This window comes from Paenibacillus sp. Soil522 (assembly GCF_001428245.1).
Taxonomy (GTDB): domain Bacteria; phylum Bacillota; class Bacilli; order Paenibacillales; family Paenibacillaceae; genus Pristimantibacillus.
Map to the genome: position 1 here is coordinate 4,313 of NZ_LMRV01000075.1, position 13,835 is coordinate 18,147.

Annotated in this window: 14 protein-coding genes; 9 read left to right on the forward strand and 5 right to left on the reverse strand. The window is 41.6% G+C overall.

Features of this window, described 5'->3' with window-relative positions; all coding sequences use genetic code 11:
- The 5 genes from ASG81_RS32295 to ASG81_RS23335 all read left to right on the forward strand — a co-directional run.
- Window positions 1-188: hypothetical protein (locus ASG81_RS32295; protein ID WP_235548998.1), on the forward strand; the 188-nt coding region annotated here is incomplete at its 5' end.
- Between the two features lie 535 nt (window positions 189-723).
- Window positions 724-1,776, forward strand: coding sequence for a protein kinase family protein (locus ASG81_RS23320; RefSeq protein ID WP_235548999.1), 1,053 nt, complete (start codon window positions 724-726; stop codon window positions 1,774-1,776).
- Window positions 1,777-1,915: 139 nt separating this feature from the next.
- Complete coding sequence (locus ASG81_RS23325) at window positions 1,916-2,506, forward strand: chloramphenicol phosphotransferase CPT family protein (protein ID WP_056639929.1); 591 nt, start codon at window positions 1,916-1,918, stop codon at window positions 2,504-2,506.
- A gap of 429 nt (window positions 2,507-2,935) precedes the next feature.
- Window positions 2,936-3,685 carry a class I SAM-dependent methyltransferase gene (locus ASG81_RS23330; protein WP_056639932.1) on the forward strand — a complete coding sequence of 250 codons (750 nt, stop codon included), beginning with the start codon at window positions 2,936-2,938 and terminating at the stop codon, window positions 3,683-3,685.
- A gap of 152 nt (window positions 3,686-3,837) precedes the next feature.
- Complete coding sequence (locus ASG81_RS23335) at window positions 3,838-4,236, forward strand: contact-dependent growth inhibition system immunity protein (RefSeq protein ID WP_056639934.1); 399 nt, start codon at window positions 3,838-3,840, stop codon at window positions 4,234-4,236.
- Between the two features lie 210 nt (window positions 4,237-4,446).
- Here the strand turns inward: ASG81_RS23335 and ASG81_RS23340 are convergent, their stop codons facing one another.
- The 3 genes from ASG81_RS23340 to rsgA all read right to left on the reverse strand — a co-directional run bounded on the left by ASG81_RS23340 (window position 4,447) and on the right by rsgA (window position 8,235).
- Complete coding sequence (locus tag ASG81_RS23340) at window positions 4,447-5,649, reverse strand: IS110 family transposase (protein WP_056639937.1); 1,203 nt, start codon at window positions 5,647-5,649, stop codon at window positions 4,447-4,449.
- Between the two features lie 499 nt (window positions 5,650-6,148).
- On the reverse strand, window positions 6,149-7,165 hold the full coding sequence (locus ASG81_RS23345; protein WP_056639987.1) for an aminoglycoside phosphotransferase family protein: 1,017 nt from the start codon (window positions 7,163-7,165) through the stop codon (window positions 6,149-6,151).
- Window positions 7,162-8,235 (reverse strand): ribosome small subunit-dependent GTPase A, encoded by a 1,074-nt coding sequence (rsgA, locus tag ASG81_RS23350; protein WP_081417538.1) that lies wholly within the window; start codon window positions 8,233-8,235, stop codon window positions 7,162-7,164. Before rsgA ends, ASG81_RS23345 begins: the two co-directional genes overlap by 4 nt.
- 666 nt (window positions 8,236-8,901) lie before the next feature.
- Here rsgA and ASG81_RS23355 point away from each other — a divergent pair.
- The gene (locus ASG81_RS23355; protein WP_056639940.1) at window positions 8,902-9,402 is read left to right on the forward strand and encodes a GNAT family N-acetyltransferase; all 501 of its coding nucleotides are present in this window, start codon (window positions 8,902-8,904) and stop codon (window positions 9,400-9,402) included.
- 156 nt (window positions 9,403-9,558) lie between these two features.
- Here the strand turns inward: ASG81_RS23355 and ASG81_RS23360 are convergent, their stop codons facing one another.
- Window positions 9,559-10,755, reverse strand: coding sequence for a hypothetical protein (locus tag ASG81_RS23360; protein ID WP_056639943.1), 1,197 nt, complete (start codon window positions 10,753-10,755; stop codon window positions 9,559-9,561).
- 1 nt (window position 10,756) lies between these two features.
- Window positions 10,757-11,293 (reverse strand): RNA polymerase sigma factor, encoded by a 537-nt coding sequence (locus ASG81_RS23365; RefSeq protein WP_056639945.1) that lies wholly within the window; start codon window positions 11,291-11,293, stop codon window positions 10,757-10,759.
- 245 nt (window positions 11,294-11,538) lie between these two features.
- Here ASG81_RS23365 and ASG81_RS33565 point away from each other — a divergent pair, with 245 nt between their 5' ends.
- From ASG81_RS33565 to ASG81_RS23380, 3 genes are all read left to right on the forward strand, one after another.
- Window positions 11,539-11,673 (forward strand): hypothetical protein, encoded by a 135-nt coding sequence (locus ASG81_RS33565; protein ID WP_268795817.1) that lies wholly within the window; start codon window positions 11,539-11,541, stop codon window positions 11,671-11,673.
- Window positions 11,674-11,830: 157 nt separating this feature from the next.
- Window positions 11,831-12,373, forward strand: coding sequence for a GNAT family N-acetyltransferase (locus tag ASG81_RS23370; RefSeq protein ID WP_056639948.1), 543 nt, complete (start codon window positions 11,831-11,833; stop codon window positions 12,371-12,373).
- A gap of 797 nt (window positions 12,374-13,170) precedes the next feature.
- The gene (locus ASG81_RS23380; protein WP_155971830.1) at window positions 13,171-13,578 is read left to right on the forward strand and encodes a hypothetical protein; all 408 of its coding nucleotides are present in this window, start codon (window positions 13,171-13,173) and stop codon (window positions 13,576-13,578) included.
- Window positions 13,579-13,835: the final 257 nt, after the last annotated feature.

Here is a 13,835-nt window from a genome sequence, read left to right on the forward strand (position 1 = left end):
AGCAGAAGCAACTTATTATAAATATGGCTAATCAAATCAGTAACTTAAAAGAGCAATTACAGCAGAAAAACAATGAACTTGAACATTTTAAAAAGAATGATCAACAAAAYAACATTACTGAAGAGACATTAAAAGAAGACTTCGAAACGTTACTCCAAATATTCCATAGAGCAAAGCAATTGACTTAACAATTGTCAAAGGATAGACATTGTCCGATTGAAGTCCGCTTAAATCGCGGGCTTTTTTAGTTATAGGATTAAGTTCTTTTCAATTGACGATGACAAGTACATTATCCGATTGCCGACAGAGATAATGTATACTTAGCGAAGATCGATTTCCTTTANATTGAAGTCCGCTTAAATCGCGGGCTTTTTTAGTTATAGGATTAAGTTCTTTTCAATTGACGATGACAAGTACATTATCCGATTGCCGACAGAGATAATGTATACTTAGCGAAGATCGATTTCCTTTAGGTCTCCAAATCAGCATCACCCTTAACAATCTAGAGGCCGCTGCCGGTATTAAGGGTCTCGGTGTGGTAACTCTTCGTTAAACTAACTGGCAGTAGAGCGTGGTGGCTACTTGGCAAGGAAGTTAAGAGTTAGCGGTGACCTTATATTACGAACAGGGCAGGATAGTGCAAATGATTCGCGAATTCCTTTAAGTGATCAGAACCGGAAGGATAGTGATTCGACAGTGAAATCATCCCGAAGAGAGACCTATGTGACTCATGAATCTCGACTAGCAGGCTATTCTGACATATCCACCACCTTATCATTACTCAATAATCAACAGATTCGAGAGCTTGTTGAAAATGCTACAGCCCTGGGTAACGGAATCGGTGGTTCAACGGCGTTACTACAACTTGAAAATACATTCGTCTTCGTGAAGAGGATACCGATTACGGAACTAGAAAAAAGTGTGGAGAACTTTATGTCGACTAGAAACGTGTTCGAACTCCCGTCATTTTTCCATTACGGCATAGGTTCGTTAGGACATGGAGTATGGCGTGAGGTAGCCGCACATAAGATGACCACCAATTGGGTACTGGCGAAGCGTTCCGAAAGCTTCCCACTTTTGTATCACTGGCGAGTATTACCTAATCTAAAGCAAAACACTTCCGAGGAAGTGTCCGATTTGGTTGAGTTTTGGGGGGCAAAAGCGGTACAAGATCGTATCGAGGCAATTGAGCACGCAGTGGATTGTGTTGTATTGTTCTTAGAGTACATTCCTTATAGCCTGCATGACTGGCTAACCGAACAGGTTGCTTTGGGAGAAGATACCGCATCCTCGGCATTTGCCAAAGTGGAGTCTGATCTTCGGAATGCTGTCTCGTTTATGAATGCGAACGATTTATTACATTTCGACGCTCATTTTAGGAATATATTAACCGACGGAAATCGTTTATATATTTCTGACTTCGGTCTTGCAGCATCTACTCGATTTGAACTTTCCAATAGCGAAATTGAGTTTTATAAAATGAATAAAGCTCATGATGAGTGCTATGTAGTAACAGAATTTGTGAACTGGCTTATAAGAATATTGGGCGGTGTGAATAGTCACATAGAAATAATGGATTACATACGACGTTGCATTAATGGTGAGAAATCTCGAGATTTGACGGGATCAGCAGCGGTGATTATCGAGAGGTATGCACCGATAGCGTTAGTAATGAATGAGTTCTACTCGAATCTCATTTCAGTGAACAGATCTACTCCTTTTCCAGTCGAAGAGATCCAACAGGTAAGTGCAATGATTGGCTTCGATAACTTGTGAGAGCAGCTCAGAATAAGCTAACGGGAGAAGATAATTTAATCGTTTCTCGAATATTTTATCAGTTGGATAATTTAATGAACGTTGTGAATATAACGTTGTCTGAATGATACGCAAATCTTATATGTGAGGGTGAATTCGTTTGAAGCAAGGACTTATTGTGTTTTTGAACGGAACTTCAAGTTCAGGAAAGACTAGTATTTCTATGGAACTAAAAAATCAGAAAGAGATTCCTTTTGATCATTTATCCATAGATGATTTTTTTCGTAATTACTTTGATTTTATTAATAATAAATTTTCAGATAATGAACCTACAAAAGAAGTGGATAATATCGGACAAATAATTTTTGATCCCATAGGCTCAGTGTACTATGCAACAATTAAATTGTTTTCAGAAATGGGTTTGAATGTAATCGTCGATACCGTAATCGACAATGACAAGCGGTTTAATGATTTTCTTGATGTACTTTTTGATTATCCTACATTATTTGTAGGTGTAATATGCTCGAAAGAAGAACTCACAAGAAGAGAGCAAATCAGAGGAGATCGAGAGATTGGACTAGCAAGTTCCCAGTACGACAAAATATATTCTTTTAATGAATATGACCTTGAAGTAAATACTGAAGAGTTGAGTCCAACAGAGTGTGCCGAAAAAATATTAAGTTTTATTAAGTCCGATCAGGGTTACTCTGCATTTAAAAAATTAAGTAAAAGAGAGATTAGTGTTTCATAGTAAAGTGAATCCATCAGATAACAACATATTCAAGCATTGGGGCTATTGACCCTCGGTCCTTAAGCTAACGGGTACGATAGTGCAATGAGAACCAGTAATAATAAATAAAAGCTTGAATGTCAGGTACATAACATTTAAAATTGTAATATCTTTCTTAATGAGGTGAAATGGATGTCATTCCGTATCGTTCGAAGTAATTAGTTTTCGGGCTGGAAAAAACGCGTGCCAGCTACCAAGGGGATTTTCTGCCCTTTTGGTCTCGTGAAACTAAGAACTTTGAATGGTGTCGGGCTGATATCTAATATATTAAAGCCAAGGACACTCGGACTGCTTGAATAACGGAACAGATGAATTTTCATTTGCTCCTATTCATGCACAATCCCATACCCCCTTGGCTTTTTATAATCTCATTTTAAAGGTGGAGGAAATATGAACAGGTCTGAGTATAAGGATTTCTACGACAAGGTTGGTAAGTTGAACGGTTGGGACTTTAGTAAAGTAAAAACTACTTCTGAAGGTGAACAATGGAATTTTTTTCATGAAGTTACTGAACGATGCGATAAGTCCGATTTATTGCTTGATATTGGTACGGGCGGTGGGGAAGCTTTATTATTTATTGCTGATGCTGCACTACTTCTTGTTGGCATTGATCATTCAGAAGGAATGATACAGTCCGCTACTGAAAAATTAAAAAAATCAAACAAAACAAATATACGCTTCTTACAAATGGAAGCTGATAATATTACGTTTCCTGAGTTCTTTTTTAATGTGGTGTCCTGTCAGCACAGTGAGTTTTATGCAAATGAAGTTTCAAAAGTGTTAGCGAATGATGGTATATTCTTAACTCAACAGGTAAGCGAAAATGATAAATTTAACATTAAACAAGCTTTCGGAAGAGGACAGGGTTTTGGAACTGATAAAGGAATCTTAAAAGATAAATACCTTACAGAGCTAGCTGAAGCTGGTTTTACCGATATTCAGTCTTTTGAATATGATGCAACGCAGTATTTCCAAACTTACGAGGATTTGGTCTTCTTTTTGAAATACACCCCTGTTATTCCAAACTTCGGGCAAACTCATCATGATTTCGAAATACTTCAAAAGTTTATTGAATCAAATCAAACAGAGAAGGGAATCAAGACCAATACGGAACGCTTCATGATACTGGCAAGGAAATAAAAAGTTGTTAAGCTAACGGATACGATTGTTCAACTAAGCAAGGAGCGGTTTGCCAGCGGCAGGCTGCTCCTTGCTCATTAAAGTAATGGGCAGTTTAGTTTCAATAGTGGTAATATAAGTGTGTTGTTGATCGAAATAAGGTGGTGCTGTAAATGCACAATAATGAGATTGATGGGTCTAAAACATTAGAGGAAATTGAAGAGGTAGTCTGGGGCGAGCCCCAAATGAGTTCAAACTTAGTTTTGACAGCACATGCTTTGAGGAAAAAACCTCTAAAGGATTTTACTGCAGGTGATTTAAGATTAATGATTGGACAACAGTTAAGTTTAGAGCATCTTGTACCTATAGCTCTTGATGTATTAGGAGCAGATCCGTTTGTTTGTGGGAATTCTTACCGCGGGGATCTGTTAGAACATGTTCTAAAAATACCGTCTTCTTTTTGGGAGTCTAATACAGCCCTCTATTATCGTCTTGATGAGATTGTTACTGATGCTCAGTCTACAATAGAATCAGTAAAACCTCTTTTAGATTCTTATAAACGACCGTACTGAAGGGTTTTGAGCTAACGGGAGTTCAACCCACCATGGAGTAGTTTGCGATCCGCAGCTGCTCCTTTTTCATTACGCTATTCCAGTTAATAGCTTGTCAATATTTAATTATTAAAGGTCGATTCATGGAATGGTATACTTAAAAAAGGGTACAGCAAATAACCGTCCCCTTTGGCACAGGAAGAAATTTCATCCATTTCTATACCATGCTATTTACTCTAAACGGAACGCTTCCTTAGTAGTCAAGATGGCAAAAATCCAGTGGATGAGTTTATTCACACAAGCAATTATGGCTACTTTGAACAACTTTCCTTCAGCACGTTTCTTATCATAATAATCTCTTAGTTTTTTGTTTCTATTACTACGAATGCCACACCGTACTGCCTGATAAAGGGCAGTGCGAAGCCTCCTGGAACCGTGCTTCGTGATTTTATTTATGGTTGCTGTAAACTTGCCAGAAGAAAAAACGCTTGGATCCACACCAGCAAAGGCAACTAGTTTCTTTGCGTTATCGAACCGGTCGATTTCCCCAATCTCAGCCAAAATTGTTGCAGCAATTTTAGTGCCTATCCCGGGTATCGATTGGATTAAATCATATTCAAGTAACTCTTCAGCCAGGGCCTCTATCGATTTATTTAGGTCTGCTAGATGGTCCTGGTATTGAAGAAGCAATTTGATGAGCAGCTGTAAGGAGATCAGATGACTTGGAAAAGCCGTCTCCTTAAAGGGATTTCGCCTTGCTGCAGCTACTAAGACTTGAGCACGTTCCAGACACCATAAAGCGGATTTTCCGCGTCCTGTAAGGCGCTGGATTGTTGCTGTAATCTCCTTCTCGGCCATCTCCAGGACCTCTTTAGACGTCGGATGTAAGGCCAAAAATCGAAGAGAAACCTTCGAATAGAGATCACCAAACACGCCATGGTATTCAGGAAAAACCTGATCCAGAATAGCCTGAAATTGTAGCTTCGCTTGAACATACATACCCGTTAAAGATTCATGCTGGCGCGTGAGATAGCGTAAATTCATAAGATGCTGGCCCCGTTTTTTGAAGGGCTCGAACTCTTCTTTATAGAACAACGCTCCTAATAAATGGGCATCAGCTGCATCTGTCTTCAACCGTCGTAAATTGGTTTTTTTGGCGTTATGGGAGATTAAAGGATTAATCACGATGTACAAATATTGTTGTTCATCCAGAAACTGAACAACAGGGCTATGATAATGGCCTGTTGCTTCCATAACAATGGAGGGACGGATCCCAGCAGCTGCTTCAATGCCTCTAATGTAACGTAGAAACGACGCTAACCCTTCAAGATCATGCTTAAATCTAAAGATCTTCCCATGAGGTACTCCACGATCTAAAAAAGCCTGAGCATGGCTCTCTCCCTTGGACACATCCAACCCAACCACTGGATTCATGACATCACTCCCGAAGTAAATTCACCGGCAACCCCTAACCTTCTTGTCTTCCACAGTATCGCATGTGATACGGGATCTAAGTCCCAACCAGCCTAAACATGGTTGAACAAGTAGGGGGGATAAACTGAATAGCTCTCGGGATCTGAGTCCCACGGGCAGATACGTTCGATCCCCGGCTACCGCTATCTTACGACCAAACAAAAAAGAGGTCGACCAGAAAGATCTGGTGACCTCATAATACGAACGGGCAGGTTAGCGCAGCCATAATATTTGAAAATAAGATACGGTTCACCGCCCTGTGTCTAACGGCGAGTTTTCTTTCGGAGCTTCCGATGTGACACCGTAAACGTTTGTCAATTCCACTGTCAATTCACCGACTGGAATGCCCCACGTCTTCTACGACACCACAAGCAAGCCGCCGGCGACGATCGAATGGGAGTATGAAAGAAACTCCGAAAACCCACTACATTCAAGGGTTTTCGGAGTTCTTTTTTTAGAGTCAACCCTGTGCAGGGCTGGTCTTCATTTCATAGATTTTTTGGAGCGTATGGGCAAGCTTCGTCTTCTCGTTATCATCCTCTGTGTGGTGATACCCCTCCACAAGCCTGTACCCGAATACGAGAAGGATCATCTCGTAGACGCAATGATTGGCGATAGGAGATACATCCGTATACTCCGAAAAGCCTCTGTAATACGCGGGGACACATTGCTGGTAGTACTCGACCATGTGATCGATATCCGCTTCATCTGCAATCAGGCTTGCGAGATCCTCGCCCAAGTAGCCCCATCCGGATGTATCCCAGTCGATGAGCGCGATTTTCCCATCGGCATAGATCAGGTTGGTCACCCAGAAGTCCCGGTGGCATAGCACGAGGGGTAATTTTTCGATGCGGGCGAGTATCTCGTCTGCGTGCTCATCGATGTCGATGAGCATTTGCCGCACGTGCTGCGGGAATCCGCAGTCCTCCGAGCGTATATAATCGTAGACGACCGGCCATGACCGGTAATGCAGATACGTATTCTTCATGAGATCCGCATGGCTCAGGTTGGTCAGGCTCTGTAGCACAGCGGGCTGCTCCGCATACAGCTTGCCTTGAAAGCGTCCTAACTCCAGCGCAGCCTGTTCATACATGTCACCGGTCAAGTCTAAACCGGTTACGCCATCGATATATTCCAGCCACAGCTGGAATTCATTTTCTTCGGCATTGATCTCGGCGTGATAACATGTCGGCCAGCGGAAGGCATCCGAGAACGTTGCTCCCAAGTCAGACGCATAGAGATCATATTCCCGGCGCCATGAACCCGGATCGCCGTAACGCTCCCATTTCTTCTGGATTTTCAGCACGATACGGTACGGCAATTTTTCGCCATCCGCGGTTTCGGCGATCCCCGTTACCAGGTACACATTTCCCACAGTTCCGCCCTGTAACGGCATGGTTAGGAAGTCGGCCGAGATGATATCCTTCTTGAAGCGTCGGCCTAAGGCATAGATCAGCGTTTCGAATTTAATATTTATTTCTTCCAACCTCCATTTTTCTTCGTTTGCTTGCTCCACATGGCCATCGTTTTGTTTCTCGCCCTCTTGTCGATGAGGTAGCTCGTTTTATCCTGGACATACTTGTTCTCATGCTGCTGGGCAATATAATGCTCCCACCGTTCACGCGGCAACGAACCGTCAGTAAGTGCGGCGAGAACGGCACAGCCCGGCTCGGCCTGATGGCGGCAATCCGTAAATCGGCATTGAGGGAACCATTCCTCCACATCGGTAAAGCTTGCGCGTATGCCTTCGTTGGCATCAAAAAGCCCAAGCTCACGCATACCCGGCGTATCGATGACCATCGTACCGGAGGGGAGCATGAACAGCTGACGGTGCGTTGTCGTATGCCGCCCCCGGCTATCGCCTTCCCGGATCGCCTGAACCTTCATTACGTCCTGTTCTATCAATGCATTGAGTAGAGACGATTTACCGACGCCGGACATGCCGAGAAAGACGACTGTTTTACCAGGCATCAAGTAGGGAGCGAGTTCGTTCAGCCCTAGGCCTGTATGACTGCAGATTGCGTGAACCGGCACATCAGGGATACTTTGTGTGACATCTGCGAGCGGGAGATTATAATCTTCAACGAGATCAGCCTTGGTCAGAATGACGACCGGCTGGCCGCCGCTCTGCCTGGTTTGTGTCAGGTACCGCATGATGCGGGTAACGTTGAAATCCCAATTCAGAGAAGAAAGGATAAACACATAGTCAAAGTTAGTTGCAACGACTTGTTCCAGCACGGTTTTGGCATAGCCTGCGGCATGCCCTGAGTAATCCGCGCGTGAGAACTTGGAGCGGCGGGGCAGTACCGTAACGATGAGAGAATCTCCGCTCTCGTTGTAGTGCAGCAAGACAAAATCACCGACGCACGGAAAGTCTACGCGCGTTTCCGAGCTGTGATAGAACGTTCCTTTGAGCACCGCCGTTACTTCGCCGCGCTCGGTCATGACCGTGAAGCGCTCGCGCCGAAGCTCCGTCACCCTGCCGGGCAATAATCCGTCGGGAATTGCTTCTATTTCTGTGTAGCCATAGGTTTTCAAATCCATCATGTTTTTTTGTTAGCTCCTTTAATGTTGTTTTTTGGACGCAAAAATGCCACGGACAAGCAGCCTCTAAAGAAGCTGCTGTCGCGCGGCATCAGGACGCAAAAAAGATACGACCTTCATCGTATCTGCAAACAGCAATATTCACGAAAGGTTACTTTGGATGGCATACCAAATAATACGGGCGTTTTCCCGCTTTTTTCGCGTATGCCAGCTATTCAGTTTTAAGACCAAACCACCATATAAGTAGTTGCCATTAAAAACATCTCCCTTCGTGTCAGGAACTTGCTTATCGCTAAGCTGTCTATAAAATAACCTTTTTTGGCAAAAAAATCAATGCCGGATAAGGTTAACCGTGAATTATCCTACAATTTATCACATAGAATTAGCTTATTTACAGCTCTCTCGATGCTCCGATAACCCATTCTTTAATCGTAGTGGAGTCCGAGAGAAAGTACCTGCTGATTGCAGAAATCGAAAAATCTCATTGAATACTCGTAATTAATCATTCAACTAACGGGGAACGATAGTTTCAATGTTCACCAGGACAGGGCTGCCGGAAATGTGCAGCCTTGTTAAACAAAGAGGAAGATTAATTCAGTTATAGTAGTTCTTTTCCTATCATTCCATTTCGGGTTATGTTACGTTAATCCTAGAGGTGGGGGATAAAGCATGGAAATAAAACTTATGCCTGTTGATATAGAACACAAAGAAGTCCTCTACAATCTTTATCAATATTACCGATATGATTTTAGTCCTTTTACCGAAGAAGATTTGGGCTTTGATGGACGCTTTGAATTCGACTTGGAACATTATTGGGAAGATCCTAGGTGGAATCCCTTTTTGATATGCAGTAAAGAGCGGATTATTGGTTTTTTAATTATACTCTTCGAAAATTACGATACTGATCCCGACCCAACACACGTTATTTATGATTTTCTTATCTTAAGTAAGTATCGAAGAAGAGGATTAGGGAAGTTGGCAGCTGTTCAAGCGTTTAATCTATACCGTGCTAATTGGAAGGTTGTCCAGGTGAAAACAAATGAATCAGCAATACATTTTTGGCGGGATGTAGTGAACCACTATACCTCTGGTCAGTATACTGAAGTGTTTCGAGAAGATCTAAACAAATATGTACAATCGTTTACTAATAGGAATTCTGTTACTTATTGAAGTAACGGGTACGATAGTTCAATAAAACAGCGGCAGTCTTGGATTTTATTTTATCGTCCCTGACTACCGCTGTTTCTAATTTTACGATGTCTTTCATTTGCAAACGAGGTGGGCTACGGGTTCATCCCTTAGCAACCGCCCCGCTTGCGAACGCTGCTAATGCACCTTAATTTGTTTTGCGGCAGTCAATAAAATTTCAATATCAACGGAATAAGTAGAAGCAACCGAATAAAAGTTATTCTCGGTTACAATAAAGATTTGCCCACGTATTTCAGTCTGTTCGATCAGAGCTTTATGGCCGTTAATAATCGTTTCGGTAAGCGTTTCGGCTGGATATCTAGATTTCAAATCTTCCAATACCTGTTCTGGATTCCCTTGGTCTCCGCTTGATTGCGAAATCCAAAATTCGGATTTTCCGTCCCGAAGCTGATAAGCAGCTCTAATTGAAATACCTTGAGACGTTTCGGTTGCCGTCGTATTAAGCAATTTGATTACCGGATTTCCTTCTGTTTGATTGTCGGCTAAATTCAAGGGGATATGGATTTCCTCGGGTTTGAACCTAGACATATCCAGCTTTCTGTAAAGCGGTATTTCATGATCGTTAAAATTCATCGGCTCGGTCACTGATTCCGCATCTGCCGCATGCAGCTTATAGGAAGACTCGTCTAAGCCTAGAAGGGGCGTAAACCACAGTGTATAGGCTCCGTGTGCATGCCGGATCATCTTGGCAGCATGTACTTGATTGGATTGGTCAGTCATCCAAATGGAGTCGACATCAGGATCGATGGAAGCGCCGAATACTAGCAAGGATGGTGTTTTTTCAACGAAGGGAACAAATGTGTAGTTAAAGACCTCATTTATTCCTTCTGTAGTTAAGTTCCCGTATTCTAGCTCCGTTAGAAGTGGGACCTCTACTTTACCCTGAACGGACCACGACATGCCACCCTCATCCCAATGTAGGAATCCTGCCTCCCAGATCATGATTTGATTCGAATGCTGTACGATAGTTGTGAAAATGATCATCTGATGATCATTTAGCTGTTCCTTATACATGATTTTCGGATTCATATCAGGATTAGCATTATGAATTAGCTGCGATATCTGGTCATCCGAAGGCGGCATTGATGCCATCTGAGTTGACCGCTGCCCGGTCGGCAGACCGATCCATACGATAATAGCCAGAATCGCAAAACATAGCATAATAGGAATGACTCTTTTTACATGTATGTACGGTCGTCTCCGGTCGCCCCGAAGCACTCTTTCTTGTATGTAGTTTAATTGGTCAATCGTTACCCGGCTTGGCTCGGAATAAGGCCCTTTTTGAAGCGCATCTTCAAAGTTTCTCCTCTTCATATCATTCCTCCAGCATCTTATTTCTCATTTTGGCTCTCGCCCGATGCAGTCTTGATTTCACTGTACCTTCCGCGATGCGGAGAAAATCCGCTATGTCTGCAATTGATAGTCCATATCTAACTTCCAGTACAAGAACCTCCCGATGCTTAAGTGGGAGCGTCAGCAATTCACTCCAAACCTCGTCCAGCCTGGATTTAGCAAAATAGACTGCTTCAGCGGAAGGAGACTCCTCTGAAAATCGCACAAACGGAACAGGAAGAACTTTACGAAAAAAGGCCGATCTTCTGTGATTCATTGCAAGATTATGACAAATTTTCAGCAGCCAAGTCTTCACCGTCGATTGCCCCCGGAACTTGTCCAGCGCAAGAAAGGCATTAACGAATGTATCCTGCGCGAGATCATCTGCCATATCATGCTTTTTTGTCAATACAAATGCGTAATTCCAAATATCATTCCAGTACTTGACGATAAGCGGTTCCATTTCCTCCGGTCCCATACTCGTTATCGTTACGAGATAGTCATCCTCCACTACTTCCATCACCTCTTATAAACAGACACATTAGCGCCCGGAAAGTTCCATTTTGGTAAAATATTTAATTGAACAAAAAAAGATCAGCTTGAGGTTATATTCTATTAAGCTAAACGGGAAATGATAGCTCAATAAAGACATGACGGCAGCCGGTCAGAACGATCGGCTGCCGTTTTCCACGCTAACGGGCAGGATTGTTGAGCGAACGCGAAGAATTTAGTGTATAGCTTTTCCAATTAGGGAGGATGGATTTCATGTCGGAGCAGATGAGTCAACTGTTTAATCAGGTGTTGAGTGAGTTACAGGCAGTAAAAACAGAAGTATCAAAAAAGGTGGAAGAAGACGAACGCTTTGAAGCGATAATTGACAGGCTTGAGGGTGTGGATTGAACTAACGGGTACGATAATTGAGCAACGAAGGGCTGCCGCGTGGCAGCCCTTTTCTCCGCTAAGCAGGCATGAATAGCTTAATTTCATTTTTCTCTTATCATGTCCAACTAATTAGTCTAATATCTAATTAGATAACCACTTAAGGATGTGATCAAGTGTGACAAGCAAAACACTTCCAGATTTCTGGGAATCCTCCAATCTCTTGTTCAACAGATTACTGGAAAATGAAATTGTTGAAGTACAACAATTGTTTTTAGGCAGCCGATATATGAACCAATGGGATGGTAATGAATACGATCCGCGTTATATTGAACGCTGTTATTTTTCCGGGGAAGTACCTCCTGAAGGGGAGAAAGAGAACTATCGTATTTTTACAATAAAGAGCAAAGAAAATAAAAAAATATTAGGCATTATAAGTTTGTATCACGGATATACAACAATTGATTCTACCTATATTGTGTTTATGTATATTGATACAGAACTACAAGGTCGAGGGTATGGAAAGGAAGCAGAAGCTCAATTATGTAAAGAACTTATTCATGTAGGATATAAGTATATTAGAGCAAATATCGCAGTTAAAAACTGGCCAGCTATTAGGTTTTGGACGAAGGCAGGATTTAATGGGATAAGCGGTATATACGGGGATAAGGTTCATTCGGAAAGCACATTTGCAAATATTGAATTAATCAAGACATTGTAATCAATGGAGTGTTAAGCTATGAGGAACCCTTTCCCTTTACCCTGACGGATACGATAGTGCAAAAAAAAAGCGATGGAGCCGATCCATCGCTTCGTTGTGCGGGCAGTATAGCGCAACTTTGTATAGATAAATACGTATTGAATTAATCAATTAAATGAGATTAGGACGTGCTCTAATATGCTCATAATATTTCTAATTGGTTTTATCATGGTCACAGTGATGTTCTTTATGATCTTTTATAAATTGATTGAAAAAATAATGAAACTCCGCAAACTATATAATGGGATCCTTTCAGGTACGATTGTATTTGTTATTATGTATCATTGGATGATGAGCACGTTGAAGAACTTACTAACTCCTATGCCATGAGACTCCAAATGATTGAACTAACGGGCAAAGCTTAAACAATTTGAAACAGACGATTGGCTGAAATCATAACATTCTTTCCTGGTATTACCTGTTTCAACACTGTAATACTCACGTTACAATGATTCTGTTCGGTTAATTAAAGGGGACTTGGAAGCCTGCTCATATTATTAAACAAAAGGGCCTTCACACTGCAATCGGTATTTTTATCGTTGGGGCCATAGTGTGGAAATTAAAGAATAAATCAAATTAATTGAACTTCTACTCCAAAAACGTAATACTTAATTTGAATAAACAAGGAGCAGATCACGGCAGATGCTCCTAGTTTTCATTGAACTAATTGGCAGAATTACGCAATAAGAGTAATCTTGTCTGCACAGAGTTTTGATTAGGAATTATCGAGTGACTTTTAGAAAGCGAAGTGTGAAATCGTGGAATATTTTGATGGTGAACAAATCAGAAGAGGAAGGAACTTGGTAAAGTCAGTTATCTTTATTGTTCTTATTATAGAAGTACTCAATATTGTTTATTTTACTCTAATCAATGGGTTGGAAAATGTACTGAAAAAACTCATTTACTTGGTAATTGTTATCACATTAGCATGCTTATTTTACAAAGGGTATAAGTGGGCATGGTATGTCATTCTGTTAATGTTAGGTCAAGATATTTTGGCTGGTTTATTTTATTTATTACATCAAGCCGGAATTATAATGGCTTTTAATGGATGGTTGATGTTGATACTTACTATTATAGTGGCGAGTGTTGGAGGAATATTTCTTGGGGGTTCAGACAGTATTACAGCTTTTATGAAGTACCAAAAAAGTACAAAGCTGCGGTAACTTTACTACGCTAACGGAGAACTATAGCTTAACAATCACCAGAACGAGGCTGCCGCATGAAACGAAACGGCAGCCTCGTTGAGCTAACAGGCAGTATAGTGTAGCCACATCATAAAAATTGGAACCTATTCTTTGAGCTGAACGTCTAACAAAAGAGGGGGGAAATGCGTTTTTTTGATGATTTCTAACTTAATGGCGTTTTTGGTTTCCAGTTAAAATAACTATTGAGGAGCAAACGTAATGAAAAATAAATTTGC